The organism is Sulfurimonas crateris (genome assembly GCF_005217605.1).
Taxonomy (GTDB): domain Bacteria; phylum Campylobacterota; class Campylobacteria; order Campylobacterales; family Sulfurimonadaceae; genus Sulfurimonas; species Sulfurimonas crateris.
In genome coordinates this window covers 36,069-58,190 of the sequence record NZ_SZPX01000005.1, presented here as the reverse complement: position 1 = coordinate 58,190, position 22,122 = coordinate 36,069, and the positions used below count along the sequence as shown (strand labels likewise).

Annotated in this window: 20 protein-coding genes and 2 tRNA genes; 18 read left to right on the top strand and 4 right to left on the bottom strand. The window is 41.2% G+C overall.

Annotated features, from left to right (window positions below; all coding sequences use genetic code 11):
- Positions 1–101: 101 nt before the first annotated feature.
- On the bottom strand, positions 102–1,364 hold the full coding sequence (locus tag FCU45_RS06985; RefSeq protein WP_137013702.1) for a hypothetical protein: 1,263 nt from the start codon (positions 1,362–1,364) through the stop codon (positions 102–104).
- Positions 1,365–1,577: 213 nt separating this feature from the next.
- Here FCU45_RS06985 and FCU45_RS06980 point away from each other — a divergent pair, with 213 nt between their 5' ends.
- From FCU45_RS06980 to FCU45_RS06960, 5 genes are all read left to right on the top strand, one after another.
- On the top strand, positions 1,578–2,831 hold the full coding sequence (locus FCU45_RS06980; protein ID WP_137013700.1) for an ammonium transporter: 1,254 nt from the start codon (positions 1,578–1,580) through the stop codon (positions 2,829–2,831).
- 79 nt (positions 2,832–2,910) lie between these two features.
- The gene (locus FCU45_RS06975) at positions 2,911–3,249 is read left to right on the top strand and encodes a P-II family nitrogen regulator (protein WP_137013698.1); all 339 of its coding nucleotides are present in this window, start codon (positions 2,911–2,913) and stop codon (positions 3,247–3,249) included.
- Between the two features lie 300 nt (positions 3,250–3,549).
- On the top strand, positions 3,550–4,725 hold the full coding sequence (locus FCU45_RS06970; RefSeq protein WP_137013696.1) for an ammonium transporter: 1,176 nt from the start codon (positions 3,550–3,552) through the stop codon (positions 4,723–4,725).
- A gap of 47 nt (positions 4,726–4,772) precedes the next feature.
- Positions 4,773–5,519: an energy transducer TonB gene (locus tag FCU45_RS06965; RefSeq protein WP_137013694.1), complete on the top strand. Its 747-nt coding sequence runs from the start codon at positions 4,773–4,775 to the stop codon at positions 5,517–5,519.
- A 31-nt stretch (positions 5,520–5,550) separates the two neighbouring features.
- Positions 5,551–6,483 (top strand): cation diffusion facilitator family transporter, encoded by a 933-nt coding sequence (locus FCU45_RS06960; protein WP_137013692.1) that lies wholly within the window; start codon positions 5,551–5,553, stop codon positions 6,481–6,483.
- Between the two features lie 14 nt (positions 6,484–6,497).
- On the opposite strand, the gene FCU45_RS06955 is transcribed toward FCU45_RS06960, so the two are convergent.
- The 3 genes from FCU45_RS06955 to FCU45_RS06945 all read right to left on the bottom strand — a co-directional run bounded on the left by FCU45_RS06955 (position 6,498) and on the right by FCU45_RS06945 (position 9,467).
- Complete coding sequence (locus FCU45_RS06955; RefSeq protein WP_137013690.1) at positions 6,498–9,137, bottom strand: diguanylate cyclase; 2,640 nt, start codon at positions 9,135–9,137, stop codon at positions 6,498–6,500.
- Between the two features lie 161 nt (positions 9,138–9,298).
- Positions 9,299–9,373: transfer RNA gene (locus FCU45_RS06950), tRNA-Glu, on the bottom strand.
- Between the two features lie 18 nt (positions 9,374–9,391).
- A tRNA-Lys gene (locus tag FCU45_RS06945) sits at positions 9,392–9,467 on the bottom strand.
- A gap of 194 nt (positions 9,468–9,661) precedes the next feature.
- On the opposite strand from FCU45_RS06945, the gene FCU45_RS06940 reads away from it, so the two are divergent.
- From FCU45_RS06940 to FCU45_RS06880, 13 genes are all read left to right on the top strand, one after another.
- Positions 9,662–10,501 carry a VWA domain-containing protein gene (locus FCU45_RS06940; RefSeq protein WP_137013688.1) on the top strand — a complete coding sequence of 280 codons (840 nt, stop codon included), beginning with the start codon at positions 9,662–9,664 and terminating at the stop codon, positions 10,499–10,501.
- Positions 10,498–11,919 (top strand): VWA domain-containing protein, encoded by a 1,422-nt coding sequence (locus tag FCU45_RS06935; RefSeq protein WP_137013687.1) that lies wholly within the window; start codon positions 10,498–10,500, stop codon positions 11,917–11,919. Before FCU45_RS06940 ends, FCU45_RS06935 begins: the two co-directional genes overlap by 4 nt.
- Positions 11,900–13,003, top strand: coding sequence for a BatD family protein (locus FCU45_RS06930; protein WP_137013685.1), 1,104 nt, complete (start codon positions 11,900–11,902; stop codon positions 13,001–13,003). Before FCU45_RS06935 ends, FCU45_RS06930 begins: the two co-directional genes overlap by 20 nt.
- Positions 13,004–13,052: 49 nt before the next feature.
- The gene (locus FCU45_RS06925; RefSeq protein WP_137013683.1) at positions 13,053–13,787 is read left to right on the top strand and encodes a hypothetical protein; all 735 of its coding nucleotides are present in this window, start codon (positions 13,053–13,055) and stop codon (positions 13,785–13,787) included.
- On the top strand, positions 13,788–14,672 hold the full coding sequence (locus FCU45_RS06920; RefSeq protein WP_137013681.1) for a hypothetical protein: 885 nt from the start codon (positions 13,788–13,790) through the stop codon (positions 14,670–14,672).
- Between the two features lie 7 nt (positions 14,673–14,679).
- Positions 14,680–16,089 (top strand): COG3014 family protein, encoded by a 1,410-nt coding sequence (locus FCU45_RS06915; RefSeq protein WP_137013679.1) that lies wholly within the window; start codon positions 14,680–14,682, stop codon positions 16,087–16,089.
- A gap of 9 nt (positions 16,090–16,098) precedes the next feature.
- Positions 16,099–16,506, top strand: coding sequence for a YcfL family putative periplasmic lipoprotein (locus tag FCU45_RS06910; RefSeq protein ID WP_137013677.1), 408 nt, complete (start codon positions 16,099–16,101; stop codon positions 16,504–16,506).
- Entirely contained in the window at positions 16,479–17,096 is a 618-nt protein-coding gene (gene lpoB, locus FCU45_RS06905) for a penicillin-binding protein activator LpoB (protein WP_137013675.1), read from the top strand. Before FCU45_RS06910 ends, lpoB begins: the two co-directional genes overlap by 28 nt.
- Positions 17,097–17,183: 87 nt before the next feature.
- A complete protein-coding gene (locus FCU45_RS06900) occupies positions 17,184–18,131 on the top strand; it encodes an AAA family ATPase (RefSeq protein WP_137013673.1) in 948 nt (315 codons plus the stop codon).
- 14 nt (positions 18,132–18,145) lie between these two features.
- The gene (locus FCU45_RS06895; protein WP_188109211.1) at positions 18,146–18,976 is read left to right on the top strand and encodes a DUF58 domain-containing protein; all 831 of its coding nucleotides are present in this window, start codon (positions 18,146–18,148) and stop codon (positions 18,974–18,976) included.
- Positions 18,976–19,383: a DUF4381 domain-containing protein gene (locus tag FCU45_RS06890; protein WP_137013671.1), complete on the top strand. Its 408-nt coding sequence runs from the start codon at positions 18,976–18,978 to the stop codon at positions 19,381–19,383. The genes FCU45_RS06895 and FCU45_RS06890 overlap by 1 nt, the downstream gene beginning before the upstream one ends.
- Positions 19,376–20,305, top strand: a complete 930-nt coding sequence (locus tag FCU45_RS06885; protein WP_137013669.1) for a vWA domain-containing protein — start codon at positions 19,376–19,378, stop codon at positions 20,303–20,305. Before FCU45_RS06890 ends, FCU45_RS06885 begins: the two co-directional genes overlap by 8 nt.
- Positions 20,302–22,110 (top strand): vWA domain-containing protein, encoded by a 1,809-nt coding sequence (locus tag FCU45_RS06880; RefSeq protein WP_137013667.1) that lies wholly within the window; start codon positions 20,302–20,304, stop codon positions 22,108–22,110. Before FCU45_RS06885 ends, FCU45_RS06880 begins: the two co-directional genes overlap by 4 nt.
- Positions 22,111–22,122: the final 12 nt, after the last annotated feature.

Genomic DNA, 22,122 nt, shown 5'->3' with positions numbered 1-22,122 from the left:
TAAAGGAGCAAGAGGTGTTACCGCAAACAACTGCTTTATAGCAGTTGTTTTTACGATATAAATGGTTCTAGGAGAGATAGAAGTTGATGTTTCTAATAAAATTAGAATGAAATCATAGACATAAACAAGAATTCATCGCCTTCTAAAGTGTTTGTAGGACTATCATGTGAAGTGTTTGAATACTCTACACAAAAACGGACGTTTTGTCTCATGTTATACTCTAAACCAAGAGAGTATACAGTGTAGTCATTATTAGCTATTAGTTCGTCGTTATAGCCTAAGATAGCTATTTTAGCGCCAAATCTCTCTACCGGATTGATCTGAAGATCTAAATGGTAACCAGTTCTCTCTCTCTTTATTGCAGTAGTAGATGTAAGAAAGTTGCCATTAGGGTCATAATAAGAGCTATAGTCATTCTTAAATACATAACCACCAGTTAGCATTAGTGACATATCAGCAATAGCGCTCTCTACTTGGAGGTCAATACCAGCAGACTCTCTATCCAAAGCATCCGTATCTAGACCGTGAACAAGATCACTTAGAGGCTCGCCAGTACCATCTAGCAGTCTGTCAGTAAGTTCTTGCCCAGAATTTCCGCCAATATAGTATCCGCCTAGAGCGATTGTTGAACTACCTATATTAAACTCATATGCAGCTCTTGCCAAAGCTTTAAAAGAGTCTGTTCCAGTCTCAGCACTTGCTGCAAACATAGGAACATACCCACCTACTGTTGCATAGAAGCCATTTGCTCTATAGTAAACCTGAGCACCGGTAGCTTCACCATCTCCGATACCTAGGTTTTGGAAGATGTTTGTTTTTTTACGATTCTCAAACTGGCGAACCGGTCTGTATAGACCCGTAGTATATATCTCCGTTCCCGCAAATGCACCAAGCGCATCAGTCATGTGGTAAGTTGCACCTACTCTTCCACCAAGAGCTTCAGTAGCAAATGTTACCTTGCCCCCAATTAAGCCCTCAGCGAACTCCATAGATGTACCTACATTGTCAGCTATTTTACCGCCGAAGATGAAAGCAGATTCATCAAAAATCTCTGTTTTAGCGTACTTGTTTTCACTGTCAAGAACACGAGCTTTTATAACAAAAGCCATGTTTAGAGTCTCTGGCAGACCTAAACCGCCGTTTGGCTCACTCTTCATCTCTTTACCGCTTGTCATCGTAAAGCCCGACATCTTAAAATCTCTACCGAAAGCATTCAGCTTTGGCATGTTTTGAAAGTGACAAGACATACAATCTGCATCCATTTGTCTAGCAAACGCAGGTGTTGCCTCCGCTGCCGTAGCACACATTAGTGATAAACCAACCATCGAGATGATTCTCTTTGCCGTAATTCTAGCTTTCATCATGAAAACCCCTTAATTATAAAGAAATATTATGAATAAATCTAATTTATGCATAAGTTAAAACTATATAACTATAAAATTTAAAGCTAACTTAAATCTGTGTTTTTTGGGAAATTTGTCAAAAAAGTGTCAAGTGATTAAAAAATAAGCAGTTTTTTGTCATATTGTGATTTTGGATGGTATATAATTTGGCAGATTAAAAAAAAGGATTGAAAAATGAAGAGGTTTTTGTTTAGTATGTTGGCTATACCGTCTTTTGTGTTTGCGGAAGATGCGTTAAGCAGCGGTGATACGGCATGGATGTTGGTTGCTACTGCATTTGTTATGCTTATGACTCCTGCAGGATTGGCACTCTTCTACGGTGGTTTAACTCGTTCTAAGAATGTGTTAAACACTATAGGTATGAGCTTGGGAGCTTATGCGATCGGTACATTGGTATGGGTTTTAGTCGGTTACTCTATTGCTTTTGGCGAGGGAGATATTATAGGAAGCGGTAAGCTGCTTTTATCGGGAATTACATCCGAGACTCTAAGCGGAACTATTCCTGAACTTCTTTTTGTCGCATTTCAGGGAACATTCGCGGCTATTGCGGTTGCGATTGCCAGCGGATCTATGATAGAGCGTGTAAAGTTCTCTACATATATACTATTTGCAGCACTTTGGATCATAGTTGTCTATGCACCTATCACACACTGGGCATGGGGCGGTGGAGAGACTCTAAACTTTGGAGAGATGGACTTTGCAGGAGGAACTGTTGTTCACTTAAATGCAGGTGTTGCAGGTCTGGTCGTAGCTCTGATACTTGGTAGAAGAAGAGATTACGGCAAAGTTGCGATCAAACCTTTCTCTCCTGTATTAGTGGCACTTGGTGCAGCACTCCTATGGTTCGGATGGTTCGGTTTTAACGCTGGCTCAGAGTTAGCTGCTGACGGTGTTGCGGCATCTGCATTCTTGGTAACAAACGTTGCTGCTGCACTGGGTGTTATAGGATGGATAATTGCTGAGTGGTTCGTTTATAAAAAGGCTACGATCGTAGGTGGGGCTTCAGGTGCGGTTGCAGGTCTTGTTGCAATTACTCCTGCTTCAGGAAGTGCGGGAGTTGAGGGTGCTATAATCATCGGTTTGGTCGGTGGTATATTAGGATTTTTTGCTGTTGCAAAACTAAAAAATATGTTTAAAGTGGATGACTCGTTGGATGCTTTTTGGATTCACGGTTTAGTAGGTATCTGGGGATCGATCGCTACGGCAATCTTTATTGCTCCTTATGCGATGCCTGAGGCTTACGATATGGCTTCTCAGCTGGTAAGTCAATTTCAAGCGATCGGTTTGACTATCGTCTACAGTGCTATAGCAACTGCGGCTGTTTACTTTTTAGCTTCGATGCTTACAGGCGGCGGAAGAGTCGATTATGATAGTGAGAACAGAGGACTTGATGAGACTGTTCACGGAGAAAAAGCACTAAATCTATAATTGCAACGCTATGTTTAAATAGCAGTTGCTTAAAACCATAAAAATGGTTACAATTTTAAACTTAATTTGGAGATACATTATGAAAAAAGTAGAAGCTGTTATAAAGCCTTTTAAGCTAGAAGATGTAAAAGATGCATTGGCCGAGATAGGTATTACCGGTATGACGGTAAGCGAAGTAAAAGGTTACGGACGCCAAAAAGGGCATAGCGAACTTTATCGCGGTGCGGAGTATGTAGTAGATTTTCTTCCAAAGATAAAGATGGAGATGGTTGTTGATGACGACAGCGTAGAGCAGGTAACCAACACGATCGTTGAAGCTGCTAGAACAGGAAAGATCGGAGACGGTAAGATATTTGTTACCGATGTTGAAAAAATTATCCGTATTCGTACTGGAGAGTCTGATAGCGAAGCTATATAAACTAACGTTACACGCTAAAACGAACAAGTCCGTTTTAGCGGGAGGGACTAAAGTCCCTTCCAACCCCCTAAAGCTACGAAAAACAAGTTTTTCGAGAATTAGAAGTGTCGTTGTGGCACAAAACGAAGTTTCTTTAGAAAAGCTAGCCGCATAGAGCGGCAGATATAATTAATTTTATTAAACTACAGAAGAGGAGCCCGTTCCTTTTCTATTTGTTAATTGATTAAAAATTAATCAGTTAAATAAAAATATGCAAAGTTTCTAAGATATAATTTCTTTTAATTTTTTAAAGGATTTTATATGTTAGAGACAGATCTTAAATATATCCTCGATACCTTCTTTACACTCTTTACAATGACACTTATCATCTTTATGGTTCCCGGTTTTGCAATGCTTGAAGCGGGCTTGGTTCGTACCAAAAACGTCTCGGCAGTTCTTACTATAAACGTAATGATATATGCGGTCGCATCTTTGGCATTTTTGCTTGTCGGGTATAAGATTGCGTTTGGAAGCTGGGATAGCTTAAACAGCAGTATTTGGGCTGTTTTTATGTTCCAGATGGCGTTTGTCGGTAAAACCGTGAACATTATGAGCGGCGGTGTGAGCGAGCGTGTACGTATAATCCCTTTGGCAATTTTTACCGTTATTATGGGAGCCGTCATATACCCTCTGGCAGTAAATTTAAGCTGGGGTGCGGATATACTCGCTGGAACTATGCTGGATATTGATATGTATGACCTTGCAGGCTCAACCGTTATACACTCTACGGGTGGATGGGCTCTTTTGGCTGCTATTCTTGTTATTGGTGCGAGACGTGGGCGTTATGTCGATGGCAGGATCAGAGTTATCCCGGCATCAAACATCCCGCTTGTTGTGTTAGGTGCGCTTCTTCTTTGGATAGGGTGGTTTGGGTTTAACGGCGGGAGTGTCGGTTCAATATCTAGCGTTGAGAGTGCAAATCTTGTGGCAAAGACTATTATGAATACAAACAGTGCAGGACTTAGCGGTGCTATCATAGCAGGGATACTGATGCATATCAGATATAAACTTCTTGATATTACGATGATACTAAACGGTGCTCTTGGCGGTCTTGTTGCAGTGACGGCTGCACCCGATCTCTACAATATGTACACACCTATTATAGTAGGAGCGATTGGTGGAGCTTTGGTTGTTTTTGCAGTTCCTATTTTTGATAAACTTCGTCTTGATGACCCCGTTGGAGCGCTCTCTGTGCATTTGGTAAACGGTATATGGGGAACTTTGGCGGTAGGAATTTTTGTCAAGGACGTCTCTTTTGTATCGCAGCTAAAAGGGGTCGTTGTCATAGGAGTTTTTGCTTTTAGTGTCTCCTATACTGTTTTATTTCTCATCAATAAATTCTCAAAATTCAGAGCGAGTGATGAGGCGCAGCTTGTCGGTATGGATATTAACGAGTGCGGGGTCGAGTCATATCCGGAATTTAAAAGTGCGATATAATACATATTTAACAAAGTAGTAACAATCTTTTTGTTACTATCTCTTTTATGATTAGACACTCCAGCTCCTTTTTTATCTCTATTGTCATTCATCTGATTCTGCTCTTTAGTGCATTTTTTGCATGGAGCAGCTACTCAGAGACCAAAGATGAGTATACAGAGGAGTCTCTATGCATTAAACTCTGTAATGTAAATTACGAACAAGAAGCAGTAAGCGAAAAAAAGCCAATTGAGCCAAAAGTGCAAAAGAAGATAGTAGAAGCTCCAAAACCAAAGCCTGAACCAAAACCAAAACCCCCTAAAAAAGAGATAGCCATAGAAAAAGCTCTGCCTAAAGCACAGGAGATACAAAAGAGCGAAGTTCTTGAAGAGCCAAAAGAAGAAGAAAAGGTTGTTGAGGTGGAGCAAGAAAAGGTTCAAGAGGTTGCTATAAGTACGCCCAAAAAAGTAGATATAGAACCAAAAAAAGAGGCAATAGAGCCAAAGAGTGAGCAGAGCAGAGAGGTAGACGCAACAGATGAGTATCTCAAAATTAACACGCAAATGATAAGCCAACTTATAAGAGAGAATCTCTACTACCCTATGGCGGCAAGAAAGAGAAATATTACGGGCAGAGTGAGTGTGAAGTTTACTTTATGCTCAGATGGAAAAGTGAGTAACCTTGAGGCCATAGACTCAAGTAGTGATATTTTAAGCCGTGCGGCACTAAAAACCATAGAGGAGCTCTCGGGGAAATTTCCAAAACCCGGGAGCAATATAACTCTTACAATACCGATAGAATATAGCTTGAATTGACGATATACTTTAAAAACAGGAAACAAATACAGTGGTATGCAAATATAACGACAATCACCATCATCACCCAATTTCACGGAAGAAAAAAGAGTCTGAACACGGACATACGCACGATCATAGCACCACAAAAGATAAAAAGCTTTTAACAATCTCTTTTGCCATAACTTTCGTTGTTATGATAGTTGAGATAGTAGGCGGTATCTATGTCAATTCGCTTGCTCTTATAAGTGATGCCATACATATGTTCACTCACGCATTCGCACTTGGGTTATCGCTGTTTGCGATTCTTATCGCTACCAAAGAGATCGATGACGAGAAGTCGTTTGGATACTTTAGAGCTGAAGTATTAGCAGCTTTTATAAACGGTTTGACGATAGCCCTCTCCGTATTGTGGATACTCTATGAGGCTGTTTTAAGACTTCTGCATCCAGAGGAGATACTTGCATCTGCTACCATTATGATAGCTGCTTTGGGTTTGGCGGTAAATATCATTACGGGGCTTATTCTACTTAGAGCAAATCATGACAATATAAACATTAGAGCTGCATTTTTTCATATGTTGGCAGACACCCTCTCTTCGGCGGCAATTATTGTGGGAGCAGTAATTATCTACTACACTAACTTTTATCTACTCGATACCATTTTGGCTCTAGTCGTAGCTCTTGTGATTGCTAAGTGGGCAAAAAGCCTCTTAAAAGACTCTGTGCATGTTCTTTTGGAGGGCTCGCCGCACAATACCCAAACTATCAAAAGTGCGATTTTAAAGGAGTTTGATTATATTGTAGATGTTCACGATATCCACTGCTGGGAGATCTCGCATAACTACTACTACTTTACGTGTCACATTATCCTAGATAAAAAAGATGAAGAGCTCTACAGCAAGACCATTAATGATGTGAGTGGATTTTTAGAAGATGAGTTTACCATAGCGCATACGACCATACAGATAGAGTGCGTGAACTAAAAAAAAAGAAGAGGCTAAGACCTTACTTGGTTTCTGCCGCCTCTTTTTGCTTCATATAGCTTCTCGTCTGCTCTCTTTATGCTCTCTTCGATCTTATCGTCATGTTCATGAAGTGCGACTCCAAAACTGCAGGTGATGGTAGGCAGATGGTCAAACTTGTGGTTTTGTATGACAAATCTTAAGTGCTCCGCCTGTCTTGCAATATCCCCTATGGTTTTGGCATACATAATTACTATAAACTCCTCACCGCCCCATCTGATAAGCTTGTCCTCTTTTCTTGTAAAACGTTCTACGAGCTCTACAAGCGCTTTTAAGACTTCATCGCCTGCAGCATGGCCGTAGTTGTCGTTTACATCTTTAAAGTGGTCAATATCAAATAGTATGATCCCTGTCTTGCCGTTTTGCTTCTCATTATTATTGATTATGCTCTGCACTGACGAGTCAAAGAATGTTCTGTTGTAGGCACCTGTGAGCTGATCTCTTATAGCCTTTTGTTTAAGTTGGAGCTTTTCAAACATAGTATCGCTTATATCGCTGAAGTTTACTACGTATGTCTGCGGGTCATAGTTGTTGATGGAGACCGAAAAGGCATGAGAGTTCTTATCTCTGTTTATCATCGATACTATTCTCTCTCTGCCTGAGAGATTTAGCAGACTTCTTATCCAGTGCTCCTCTTTTGGAAGCATTTTACCTATGTGAAAGAATGTCTCATCCTCTACAAAGAGTTCACATATGCAGTGGTGTTCTTTTGAAAACTCATCTAGATCTTTGTAACCGAAGAAATCGAAAAATTTCTGATTGGCAAAGAGTATTTTTTTAGAGTCTGTCAAAATAACTATGTTGTCTTGAATATCTATAAATTTGCGAAGCTTATCCATAGTGTCTTTTTGATGGGTGATGTCGGTTATAATGCCCTCAAGGTTATATGCCCCATCTTCACCAATGCTTATTTCGGCACTCTCTTTGACCCAAACCACATCTCTTAGCGAGTTTATAATTCTGTACTCTATGGAGTATTCACTCTTATTATTGATCGCCTCTTGGATATTTGACTCAACCACTTCTCTATCATCCGGATGGATCAGGTCTCTATAGTTTCTTACTCTGTTCAAGATAAAACCTTGGGCTTTATACCCCGCGATCTTATCAATGGCGCTGTTTATAAAGAGCATGGTCATCTCTTTGTCCGTTTTAGACCTGAATATGACATCTGGAATATGATCTACGATTGATTGGAGCTCATTTTGTATATGTAAGATTTTCTCTTCGTAAGCGATAATATGCGTGACGTCATGAACGGTTCCGATCGAGTAGATATGCTTGCCTTTTTCATTATATGTGTGGTAGGCGGATTCGTTTAGGTACGCTATGGAGCCATCAGCTTTTATTATTCTGTGTTGAACTTGATATACGCTTTTTGTCTCTATAGATTTTTTGAATTCATCTTCTAGTTTCTCTTTATCATCAGGATGAACATAGTCAAAAAAAGCTTTATATGTAGGTTCAAATGATTGAGGCTTGAGATTAAATATATTATATACTTCATCACTCCACTCAAGCTTGTTTGTTTTTGCGTCAAGTTCCCATGAACCGAGCTTTGCTATGTGCTGTATCTCGTTTAATGTCTTGTTGTTTTTTTCAAATACTTCATGCTTTTTTCTCATTTTGTAGTAAAAGTATGTAAGCAGGGCAAGGAGAATAATAATAACAGCGTTTATAACCCTGTCTTTTTTAAACATATACTCAATAGATGGGTTTGAGCGGTTTACGACTATGTAAGCGACCTGTTGATTTGAGTATTTGTTAAAGACGGGTATAAAAGTGGTTATATAAAACCTGTTATCCAAGCATGTAAAAAAGTTAAAACCTTTGCCGCTTAATATCTTCTCATCCAAATCTGAATGTTTTGCAGCAACTTTTTCTATAAGTTTGTTCCCATCTTTTGAGATAACTCTCTCGTAAAGATAGTTGTTGTTTATTTTGCTTTGTACGTAGTTACTTTTTTCATTCTCAAAGACCTTTTTTTCAACTATGTCTTTTCTGATTATAAACTCGACATCTGCAATAGCCTCATCTTTCAAATGCTTTACTATCTCATGCATAGAGACCGAGATCTCCACGCTTCCGTAGTGCTGTTCTCTGTCGACTATCGGGTAGATATATCTATATCCGTTATATATCCTCCCCTCTTCAAAACCAGATACAGGCTCCTTGTATCTGTTTACATAAGCGACCGTATCTCTTATGCCCTCTAAAGAGTCTCCAAACTTCTCCACTCTGTGAAATCTTAGAAAACTCTCGTTATTTGGCAGATGGAAGTGGAGCTGTTTTATCTTAAATATCTTCATAGAGTTGTAGCTATCAATTAGAAGCGAGTAGAGCTCTCCGCGTGCGCTGTTTTTCTCTCCTATATCCGTGCTGTTTGCTTTTTTCATTAAAGCGTGGACTTCCGGCACATTTATTTTTGTGTCAAATATTATCTCAGAGTGGGTTTTGTAGGCTTTCGTAATTGTGTTGTAGGTTATAGAGAGCATCTCTTTTTCTTGTTTTAAAACCTCTTGTTCGTGGTTTTTTATCTGATAGTAGGAGATTAGAAGAGCCACTGTGCTAAGAGAGATAAAAAGAAGCAGATATTTTATAATTTCTTTATTCATAAAAGCCTATTCTGTTATTGGTAATTTTTGTTATGTAATTATAGCGTTAATTCTTAAAGACATTATAAAGACAATTTATTAGTTGGATATAAAAGTGTTATATTACTATAGAAATAAAAAGTTAAATAAAGAGTTGAGTTGATTAAGAGTAGTTGATAAAGTGGTGACCCCGAGGAGAATCGAACTCCTGTAACATGGATGAAAACCATGGATCCTGACCGCTAGACGACGGGGCCACTAAATATCTTTAGAAATGGTGTCCTGTGATGGATTCGAACCATCGGCCACATCATTAAAAGTGACGTGCTCTACCAGCTGAGCTAACAAGACTTGTTTGTGCCTCAAACCTATTGTTTGTGGACGCGAATTATAGACAAATCAAAATCAGTTGTCAAGAAAAAAGAGTTGAAATTTGAAAATTTTTAGTTAAAATACACTCAATGAATTATTTTAGCTTTGAATATGCATATTTTATTCTGCTTTTAATTCCCATTTTATACTGTATGTATAAGTGCAGGGAGATTATGAAGTCCAGATATTTTCCTCATCTGCACCTCTTGTATTCAAAGAAGAGTTTCATAAAACTTGAGCGCATTTTAAAAGTTCTTATCTTTGTTCTGCTCTGCATTGCACTCTCTTCGCCGATAGTCGTCGATAAATTTAACCCGCAAAACAGACACGGAAAAGATATTGTTCTCTCAATTGACGGCAGCGGCTCTATGAACGCTTCTGGTTTTGATATGGAGGATGAGGTGAGCCAAGGCGAGAGACTATCCCGCTTTGAGATCGCAAAGGTTATCGCCTCTGATTTTATACAAAAGAGAGAGAGCGACAATGTCGGCGTAGTGCTTTTTGGAGATTTTGCTTTTATCGCCTCTCCCATAACTTATGAAAAAGAGATCGTAGTAGATATGCTAAGTTACCTCTCGCACGGCATGGCAGGTCAAAATACCGCGATAGGCGAGGGTATAGCCTATGGAGTGAGGGCATTTAAACACTCAAAGGCAAAAAGCAAGATCATCATACTGCTAACAGACGGCGAGCACAACAGCGGAGAGATCTCCCCAAAAGATGCGATAGATCTTGCAAAAGAGCAGGATATAAAGATATACACCATAGGCATGGGAAACAGAGGCGAAGCTGATGAGGCGCTTTTGCAAAAGATAGCGAGCGAGAGCGGCGGCGACTTTTTTTATGCGGAGTCAGCAAAAAAACTCAAAGAGATCTATGAGAAGATAGATGAGCTTGAATCTTCAAAGATAAAGAGCAGAGAGTATCTCCTCAAAGATTACTACTACTGGGCGGCTCTACTTTTAGCATCTTCAATTTTGCTCTTTTTACTCTACAGGGAGGCGAGAAGATGACTCTGCTCTATCCAGAGTATCTCTGGCTTCTGCTCCTGATAGTACCTCTTTTTATAAAGAGAGATATAAGAGAGTTCAGAGTTGGCATGTATGGCTATATTTTGACGTTTATATTTATTGTTACGGCTCTTGCAAGACCGGTTATAGAGCAAGAGCCCATTGAGTCAAAACAGATGTTAAGCGACGTAATCATCGGGGTAGATCTCTCATTCTCCATGCAGGGAAGCGACTTGGAGCCGACAAGACTTGATTATGCAAAAGAGATGCTTAAAAAGCTGGTCGAATCAAGGCAAAAGAGCAGATTCGGAGTTCTTGGATTTACTACAAACGCGGTTATCCTCTCCCCTCTGACCGAGGATAGAGAGCTTCTGCTTCACCTTTTTGGCTCGCTTGATGAGAAGTTTATTATCACACAGGGCAGCTCCATTATGTCGGCACTTAAATTAGCAAGAAAGATGTCCGCCTCAAAAAAGGCTACGGTCGTTCTCTTTACCGACGGCGGTGATGAGCTTGATTACGAGGCGGAAGCGGCATTTGCAAAGGAGAACTCTTTAGTTGTAAATATCTTTATGACGGCATCTGCAACCGGTTCTACAATAAGAGAGAAGAGTGGCGAACTTTTAAAAGATGAACTTGGCGATATTGTGGTAAGCCGCGAGAACAGCGCATCCAAAGAGATATGCGATGTCAGCGGTGGAGTCTATACAAAAGATCTTGACGAACTTCTTGATGCGCTTGAAGAGCAGAGAGAAGAGGATAAAGAGTCCAAGACGACCATTATGAGAAATTTGGAACTTTTCTACTACTTTATAGCTCTTGCCATCATCACTTTTTTAGTAAGCGTTACCACTCTAAAGAGATACGTAGTCGCATTTATGCTTCTCTTTGGCGTGCATCTGAGCGCAAGCCAGAATATGGAGTTTTTCAACAAAGCTACAGAGCTTTACAGAAGCGGCGAGTATGAAAAGGCGCTGCAGAACTTTGAGATGGTAAAGTCCGCCGACAGTGAGATAAAATCAATAATCTACTACAATATTGCAAACACTTTTGTCAGACTTCAGCAGTTTGAAAAGGCGAGAGAAGCTTACATAAAGTCCTTAACGCTTAGCTACTCAAAAGAGGCGGATGAAAATCTTGAGTATATCCGTGATGCGGGCGAGAAGAAAGAGATGAACACGGGGCAGCAGCAGAGCAAGGATAGATCAGCGTTAGCTAAAAAAGAGCAGACCAAGAAGCCCAAAGAGGGCGGTGGCTCAAATATGAAAGTAAGCGCACAAGCGGGCAGCGGGAGTGATGACAAAGGCAAAAAGACAGAGTCACAAAACCAAGTGAACCTAAACGGCGGCAAAGCAAAGCTCAGCTCAAAACAGTATGAACTTATAAACAAGAGGAGTGTAGATGAGAAAAAGCCTTGGTAGAATTTTTTTAATAGTTTTTATTTTTTTAAACCTCTCTCTTGCTGCTTCTACATATACATGGAGTGCTAGTGCTAACAAAACGAGCGCATATCTGCACGAAGCGATCCATCTAAAGTATGTTTGCAGTTTCAGCGACGCTTCTGAGCTCTACACCATTGAGTTTAATCCATCGGGCGAGTATGAGAAGTTCACTCTTCAAAACCTAAGCCAGAGCGAGCATATAGTAGATGGCAAAAGGGTAAACAGCTACGAGTTCGTTGCATTTGCAAAAGAGGCGCTCGAGATAGAGTTCGCATTTGAAGCCGTTATGAAAAAGACCACAAAAGAGTCGATCGAAAACACCGTTTTGGGCAGAGACAACGTACAAAAAGAGGACTTTACAAAAGAGTCCTTTGCGCAAAAGGTCTTAAAAGTAACCGTTAAAGAGACAAACACTTCTCTTGTCGGAAATTTTAGCATCCAAGAGAAGAAGCGAGAGCCTAAAGTAAAAGCTTACGAGCCTTATCATATTGAGGTGTTTATCAAGGGAGTCGGAAATTTCGACGCTATAAAGCCCATAGAGTTCAATATAGAGGGCGTAAAAGTGTTTGCGGGTGAGGTCGTTAAAGATTATGTCCTTAAAGAGGATGGTTTGCACGGAGAGTGGAGCCAGAAGTTCGCTTTTGTATCAGAGAGAGAGTTTACTATCCCAAAGATAGAGATACCATACTTTGACCTGCAAGAGCAGAGAGTGAGGAGTCTCTCTATTGATACAACAGATGTCAGCGTTGAGGCTGGATTTAGCAAAGAGGAGCTTCTGGATGAGGAGCCAAAAGAGAGCTTTGAGTTTGATATTAGCTACATCTACTATTTGCTGGCATTTGCGGCGGGATTTTTAGTCGCAAAGATAGAGTTTAAAAAAGGAGCTAGAAAACTAAATAGTGATGAAGAGTTCAGACAAAAAGTAGAAGATGCAAAAACAGTCGATGAGCTTATGATAATGCTGGTCTTAAAAGATGCAAAGAGGTATGAGAAGGTCATATCCGAGATTGAGACAAAAAAAGTAACTTCGCTTAAAAGTGCAAAGAAGTTAATATGGAGTTAAATCTTTTTTAACTAGAATGATTTAAAATTTTAAAAAAAAGGGAAGAGAAGTGAGATACTTTTTAATAATAGCTGCGTTTTTTCTATCTTTGGCTTTTGCGGACAAAAGCGTTGTAAAGAGTGTTACGATAAATCAGATGCTATATCCCGACAAGAGCTTTTTAGAGGTAAAAGAGATAGCTCTTGATGAGGCAAAAAAGGCGGCGGCAAAAGAGATATACGGAGAAGTTCTTATATCTGAGACGGTGATGGTAGGCGGTAAGGTCATGGATGATGTGGTTCGCGAACGATCAGGCGGTCTGGTGCGCATAAAGGGAGAGCCAAAGTTTAGAAACGGCGAGAACTTTGGAGACATCGTAGTAAGCATCGAGGCATACGCAACGGATGAAGATCTCAAAAACAGAGCCAAATATTCTCCTGTCAAAGAGTTTGATATAGATGCTTCAGATGAGAAGATATCTCAGATCAGACGCGGTTTTTACGGTATCTGGAGCGGGTTTATCATGAGAAGTGAGGGAAGCAGCAGCGATGTGCTCATAAAGATAACCTCTTCTGGAGAAGCCACCATAAACTATATCGCTTCAAACTGCGGCGGTGAGCTTATCATCCAAAAAAAAGAGCCAACTAAAGTAAGGTTCAAACAGAAGCTGAGTTACGGGGATGAGAGATGCACGGACCTGCTTATTGTCGAACTTAAAAAGGTAAGCGATACCCAGTCGCTCTTTATGCTGCTAGATGAAGATGATAGAGAGGTCGCCAAAGGTACGCTCTATAGAGATGAGTAGATGAGAAGCCTTCTGTATAAAATATTTCTGCCCTTATTACTCTTTTTGCTAAGCGGATGTGCTTTTTCGCCAAAGCCAAAAGAGCAGCTGCCGCTATGGGTAAATGAGCACTCTTTGACTCAGGCGGTAGGTTCAAGCGAGGTCAATTTTCAAGGGGTCTATACACAAAGAGCGGCTGCCCTAAACGAGGCAAAGAGCTCTTTGGCGCATAATATACGCTCATACATAACATCATCTCTGCAGAGCCAATCAAGTGTAGGCAATAACAAGATATCAAACAGATACAAAGATAAAATAGTTGCACTCTCAGAGCTCTTTTTAAGCGACGCTCATCAGGTCGATGCATTTTTTGATTCAAATAGAAAGCTCTACATCTTGGTGGAGAGCCCGCAAGAGAGTATTGAGAGAGTAGTGGGCTTGGGTGCCCAAAAAAATAGAACTCCGCTGCCTGCTTTGACAACACGCCCTTTTGATAAGGAGGAGCTGATAGAGAGCAGATGCTACCAAAGAGAGCTTTTAGAGAGCATTAATACAAAGAGCGAACTTTTTCAGAATAAGCCCGTCTGGTTTTTTAGACCAAATCAGGGCGGAGTTTTAGGCTCTGTGGGAATTGCCGAAAAAGAGGAAGGAAGGAGTCTGGCTGAGCAGAAAAGAGTTGCACTCTCCCTTGCAAAATCGACTCTTATCAGAGATAAAAAGATGCAGATAAAGTCCAGACATGAGCTCTTAAAAATAGTAAGTGACGATATAAATGGGGAGATATTTGACTCCTCCGCCGTTATTAGAAGCGCAGAGAGCTCTTTTGCTGCAGAAATCAGAGATATCTGGCTTGACCCGCAGAGCTGTGAGCTTTATCTCTGGATAGTTGAGAGTGATGAGGTATAAAAACAGCATGATAAAACTCCTCCTCACTGCACTCCTTTTCTCTATGCCTCTGTTCTTTGGCGGATGTATGGCTAATCTGGCAAACTCTGTAGGTGTAGATATAGGCAGCTCCAAGCAGAGTTACGAAAAGTTTGTAGCGGGTGACTATATGGCATCGGCTCAAATATCGATAAAAGAGAAGAGCAAAACGGCAGAGATCGATGATGCAAATCTTCTTCCAACTCTGCAAGCCGCGAACAGCTACCTTTTTGCCAAGGAGTATAAGAGCAGCATAGAGCTTTTAGATGAGGCGGAGGCTATTATAAAGTCTCATCATCAAAAGACTGTAACTCTCAGTGCTAGTGACTATTTAACAGGAGTGATGTTAAACGATGCGGCAAGAGATTACCAAGCCTCCATATCGGAAGCAATTATGGTAAATACATATAAAGCCCTTGATTATATGGCGCTTAAAGAGCCCCAAAAGGTGCGTGTCGAGCTCAACCGCGCTGTAGACAGAGTGCGCCGTGCAAAAGAGACCTATGCCCAGCTTATTGCAAAACAGAGAGAGGCGATAGAGCAAAAGAAGAGAGAGCAGGGCTCAAAAGCGATTGAGAATACGCTTAACAATCAACAGGTGAAGAGCATCATTGCAAAAAACTACTCATCTCTTGGGCAGTATGCCGTATATCCGGAGTTTGTCAATCCATTTACGCTCTATCTGGCAGGTCTCTATTTTGCCATAGAGGGCGATTACTCAAAATCATCGTCGCTGCTTAAAGAGGTCTACGGAATGGTGCCGAACAACAAAACCGTAGAGTCCGACTTTGAGATGGTTGAGTATGCGCTATCAGGCAGAGCTATAAAAGAGAGATATGTCTGGGTTATATATGAAAACGGTTTGGTAGCCTCAAAGAAGGAGTTTAAGATAAACGTCCCTATCTATCTGGCATCAAACAAGGTCATCTACACGGGCATAGCGCTCCCTCAGATGAGCAGGGGGTCAAGCGCAAGCGAGGCCATAAACGTTCTCTCAGACGGCAAGAGCCTCTCAAAGACCTCGGTAGTAGGCGATATGGAGAGTGTGATACTCACTGAGTTTAACTACACATATAACGATATTTTGACCCGCGCACTTCTCTCTGCGGCAATTAAAACCTACGCACAGTATGAAGCAAAGAGAGATAATCCCTATCTGGGACTTGCTGCGGCGGCGTTTCAACTCTTAACAACACATGCCGACACCAGAAGCTGGAATACTTTGCCAAAAGATTTTCAGGTTACAAGAGTTAAAATACCATCTAGTAATAAACTCTTGCTAAAATCAGGAGTTCACAATATAAATGTAGAGATCCCAAAGAGTGCAAAACACGCTATTGTTTATGTTAAAATAGCTGCAGCTACTTCAAGACCGAGTGTTACGGTTATTGAGTTTTAAGGAGTTTTAATGAGATTTATAGGATATATCGCTTTTTTGGTTTTAATTTTTGGCGGTTGCGCCAAAGAGCCTAAGATGAACGACTCAATAGTCAAAGTCATCAGCAACTGCGGCAACAGCGACATTGTAGTCAGCGACATAAAAGGGCGAAAAAAGTCTGACGGTTTTATGCAGGCGCAGGTTATCGGAGAGAACAGGTCTGATAGCTATCAGCTTCTTGAGTATCAGGTCATCTGGTTTGATAAAGAGGGCTTCAAGATAGAGAGCATACTCTCAAAATGGCAGACGGTTCCTTCTTACGCGAACCAACCGTTTCAGATAAATGCAACATCGCCAAATACGAAAGCGACTACATTTCGCTTATATATAAAATCACAAAAGGAAGTAATATGCGAAGAACAATACGATGGACAATAATTTTAGCGGCTCTTGGAGTCATGTTTAGCGGATGTGAGACAAAAACAACGAACATAGATATAGACAATGACAAGGGCGAGGCTGTAATGGGTCTTGACTACAGAGATTTTCAAGGTGCGGCACAGGATATGATAGAGTCACTGCTCGCTTCTGGCGCGGTGGATAAAAAGAGTGGAGATCGTTATGTTCTTGTAGTTTCAAGAATTGTAAATGACACTATGCAGCATATAGATACCGATCAGCTTATAAAAAAGATCCGTGTAGGTCTGCTTCAAAGCGGCAAAGTGGTCGTCACTACCGCAGTAGGATTAGAGGGTGCAGAAGATGAGATGTCGATGCACGCAAGAGAGACTCTAAGAGGAAACGCTGAGTTTGACCAAAAGAGCGTTGCTGGCAAAGGGAGCATGATAGCGCCCGATCTTAGTTTATCGGGCAAGATACTTCAAAGAAATATCAAAGTTGACTCTAAGACACAAAGAGTCGAGTACTATTTTCAGATGTCTCTGACTGAAATAAAAACGGGTCTTGCATATTGGGAAGATGAGCGCATTGTCGCAAAGAGAGGAAGTAATAAAGCTGTTTCATGGTAATTTAGTTTTTTTTACCGTGAGTTAACGCCGTTTTGCTATGCTTTGAGCCAATAAAAGAGTAATTTTTAAAACAAGGTTTATAATTAAATGATTTCTAAGATAGAGTTGATTAAAAAAGAGGTTTCTAAGGTGGTTGTCGGGCAGGAGAAGATGATAGATGCTCTTCTTATTGCTCTTTTGTGTGAAGGACATATTCTTATCGAGGGTGTTCCCGGACTTGCAAAGACGACAACTGTAAATGCGCTTGCAAAAAGTCTTGGGCTTGATTTTAAACGTGCACAGTTCACTCCCGACCTTCTTCCATCGGATATACTCGGTGCAGAGATATATGACCCGCAAAACAACAGCTTTAAGATAAAAAAAGGTCCAATATTTACAAACTTGCTTTTGGCGGATGAGATCAACCGTGCTCCTGCAAAAGTTCAGTCTGCTCTGCTTGAAGTTATGCAGGAGAAGCAGGTAACGCTTGGAGATACTACATTCAAGCTAGAACCTCCGTTTTTTGTTATGGCTACTCAAAACCCCGTAGAGCAGGAGGGTGTCTATCAGCTTCCAGAAGCACAATTAGACAGATTTATGCTAAAACTTATTGTAGATTACAACACAAAAGAGGAGGAGCTAGAGATCGCAAGACGAATCTCCAGCGGCAAGTTTGAGGCGATAGAGAGCGTTATAACGCATGAAGATCTCGATGCGCTAAAAGCGGCTGTAAAAAACGTGCATGTGGATGAGCAGGTCGAAGAGTATATGATCGAGCTTGTAAATGCCACAAGAAACCCTCACGAGTACGGACTTGACGATATAAAAGATTTTATCCAGTTCGGTGCGTCTCCGCGTGTAAGCATCGATATGTTCAAAGCCGTAAAAGCGATGGCATTTATGAGAGGAAAAGATTTCGTAACACCTGTTGATGTTGCTTACATCGCAAAAGAGCTTATGCGCCACCGTATAGTTTTAACATACGAGGCAGAGGCTGAGGGAGTTACAACCGATGAGATCATAGAAAAAGTTCTTCAAAGAGTTGCAATACCGTAGATGTGGCATAAACTATGAGCAAACTGCAAAAGATATTGGTTCGCGCAAGACGTCAGGTCTTTAGTGAAATGGTCGGAAACAACCCATCCATCTTTCAGGGTGAGGGGTATGACTTTATCGAGCTTCGTGAATATATGCCCGGTGATGACATCCGCCATATTGATTGGAATATCACCGCCAAGATGCAAAAACCATTTATTAAGATATTTCGCGAAGAGAGAGAGCTCAGCGTTGTAGTGGTCTCTGTCTTAAACGGAAGCGTGCATTTTGGCTCAAAGAGATTTAAACAAGAAGCCATCGCCGAAGTTGCCGCACTTTTGGGTTTTTCAACGCTTAAAAACGGTGATCTTCTAAGCTCTTACATCTTTACAGATGAGATGGTCTCGCACGCAAAACCGAGCAAAAAACTCTCTTCCGTGCAAAAAAGCGTAGAGGAGATACTCTCTTTTGACGCCATCAATAAAAAAGTAGATTTCAAGTTTATCGCAGACACGCTCTTTAAAAGGCTTAAGAGAAAATCGCTTATCTTGATTATCGGCGACTACTTTGAAATACCCGACTTCAGGCTTCTGGCAAGAAAACATGAGGTGCTCTCTGTCATAGTGAGAGACCATCTTGAAGAGAATCCGCCAGAGATGGGATTTGCATCGCTTATCGACCCCCAGAGCGGCGCGGTCTTAGAGGGCGATTTTAACGCTTCAAGTGTTAGAACATACAGCCAAAAAGTAGCGGCACATGACCACAGACTCTTCGAGAGACTAAGACGTGACGGCATCAGATTTACAAAAGTGTATACCGACAGCATCGCAGGCGTAAAGCTTCGTAGACTTTTTGAGGGCAGATAATGGCACAAGAGCAGAGTTATGATATCCCGCTTCATGATATAAAGCCTATTGTAGAGGTGCAGGAGTATTCGCTCTACTACTTTTTAGGCATTGTCTCTATTGCGCTTCTTTTGGTTGTGGCACTCGGTTATCTCATCTATAAGTACTTTAAAAAACGCAATGCCTTTAATCTGCGAAAAGAGAACTTCAGGCTTCTAAGCTCGCTTGATCTCAAAAATACAAAAGAGAGCGCATATCTCATTACCTCACTGGGAGCTACGTTCAAAGATGACAGTCCAAGACACAAAGAGATGTATGAAAACCTCACAAACCGCCTTGAGGAGTACAAGTACAAAAAAGAGGTGCAGGAGTTTAGCCAAGAGACTTTGGGCTATATAGAGCTTTACAAGGAGATGATCGATGTTTGATGGGATCTACTTTGAGTTTCCACAAATTGCATCTCTTATTTTTCTTTTTCTTCTCTGCTCTTTTCTTTGCAAGATGAAGCTTCCATCAATCTACTTTCCACATACGGCAGAGTTTTTAAAGCGTAGCGTATCGGCATCAAAAACACTTCTCTTTTTAAAGTGGCTAGGAATTGCAGGAATGATACTCGCACTAATGTCGCCCGTAAAAGATGAGCCTTATGAACTCGAGCCAAAAGAGGGGTATGAAATAGCTCTTATTCTGGATGCTTCAGAGTCCATGCAGGCGGAGGGGTTTGATGCCCAAAACCACTACTTGACAAGGTTTGACGTAGTCAAAGAGATCGTAGGCGAGTTTGTCAAAGAGAGGCAAAACGATAACATAGGTCTGGTTGTATTTGGCGCGTTCTCTTTTATTGCCTCGCCTCCTACGTATGATGCGGATATATTGAACAAGATACTCTCGCAGCTCTCTATCGGAATGGCTGGAAAATATACGGCACTTAATACTTCTTTGGCGCAGGGTGTAAACCTCTTAAAGATGGGTGACTCCAAGACAAAAATAGCGATATTGCTAACGGATGGCTACTCCACTCCTCAGATCGACAAGATACCGCTTGACGTGGCAATAGATATGGCAAAGAAAGAGGGCGTCAAGGTCTACCCGATAGGCATAGGAATGCCGCATGAGTATAATCAGGACGTACTGCTGCGCATTGCCAACGAGAGCGGCGGAGTGGCGTTTGGAGCTTCGAATGCGAATGAGCTAAAAGAGGTCTACAAAACGATAGACAAGCTTGAGAAGTCAGAGATAAGGGGAGAGAGTTTTACAAATGTAAACTATTACTATCAGTTCCCTCTTTTTATCTCTCTGCTCTCGCTGATGCTCTATGTATATCTTAGAAACAAAAGGGGTTACGCATGATATTTTTGCACCCTGAGTTTCTCTACTATATGCTGCCTCCGCTCTTTATTCTCTTTGGATTGCTGCTTACCCAAAAGGAGCAGTTTGCAACCTTTTTTGCTCCGGATGTGATCGAGAGGCTTCGAGCAGAGACAAACTCTTTGACTCTAAAAGCAAGAAATGCGCTCTTTTTTCTCGTGGGATTTTTTATGATAGTCGCACTTGCCCAGCCCGCTATAAAAGAGGGTACAATTGAAGTAAAAGCAAAGAGCGCAGACATTATGATAGCCATAGATATATCAGATTCTATGCTCGCACCCGACATCTATCCTAACAGACTTGAAGCTGCAAAATCAAAAGTGCTTACGCTTTTGGATGAAGCTCCAAATGAGCGCATAGGAATAGTGGCTTTTGCAAAAAACTCCTATCTCGTCTCGCCGCTTAGTTTTGACACCGCCGCCGTAGCATTTCTGCTTCGCAAGCTTGATACGTCATCTATAACAGAGAAGGGAACAGATTTCCTCTCCGTCTTGGATGTCGTTAGCAAAGCTGAGAAAGATAAGGATAAAAAGTATCTTCTCATACTAAGTGACGGCGGAGACAAAGATGATTTTTCGCAGGAGATCAAAAGAGCTAAAAAGAACAATATCACTGTTTTTGTACTGGGTATCGCCACACAAAAAGGCTCGCCTATAAAGCTAGCTGACGGAACTCTTGTAAAACACAAAGGCGAGATAATCATCTCAAAGCTAAATGAGAATATTGCAGAGTTGGCGACAAAGACAGGGGGTGTATATATACAGAGCACGACATCTTCAGATGATATAAAGAGGATGTTTAAGGAGATAACCCAGATAAGCGAGGAGAAGGAGCTAAAAAGCGAAGAGATACAGAAGCACACACCTCTTTTTTACTATCCTTTGGCAATTGCGCTCCTTATCCTCCTTATTGCTACAAGCTCACTTGGCAGGGTTAAAAATGCAGCATCTCTGTTTGTTCTCTCTTTTGCTTTTTTTACTACTCCCTCAGCAGAAGCCGGAGTCTTGGACTTTATGGATCTAAAAAAGGCAAAAGAGGCTTATGAGAGCGGCAGTTACTCTGAGGCGGCAAACCTCTACAATGAGCACGCACAAAACTCTCAAAACCCGCAAAGCTACTACAATGCGGCAAATGCCTACTATAAAGATGAAAAGTATAAAGAGGCGATAGAGTCGTATAAAAAAGCGGCTTTTGAGGAAGATGAGCTAAAAGCGAAGAGTCTCTCTAACCTCGGAAACGCCTATGCGAAGTCGGGCGATCTGCAAAAGGCTATTGAGTCGTATGAGAGCTCTTTGGAGATAATAGATGACCAAGAGACAAGAGAGAACTTGCAAGAGGTCAACAAGCTTTTAGAGGAGCAAAAGAGCGACTCAAAAGATGGGGATGATAAGCAAGAGAAGCAAGACAAAGAAGAGAAACAGGAGCAAAGCGATAAGAATCAGGACTCAAAATCTGATGAGAGCGGCGATAAAGATAGCTCCAAAAAAGATGAGAAGGGTGATAAAGAGCAAGAGTCAAAAGATGAAAAGTCTGAAGAGGAAGAGTCTGAAACAAAAGAGAGCGAAGAGAGTAAAACAGAGCAAAAGAGTAAAGAAAAAGATATGAAAGAGGACGAAAAAAACGATGAGAACGGCTCGCACGGCTCGGCGGAGATGCAAAATGAGACAATGAGCGATGAAGAGGAGCAGAAGTGGATAAAGCAGCTTAACTCCGGCAATGCTACATTTCTTTATAGACTAAACGATGAAGATGAGACCCAAAAAAATTCAGATGAGAAACCATGGTAGAGAACAAAGGCA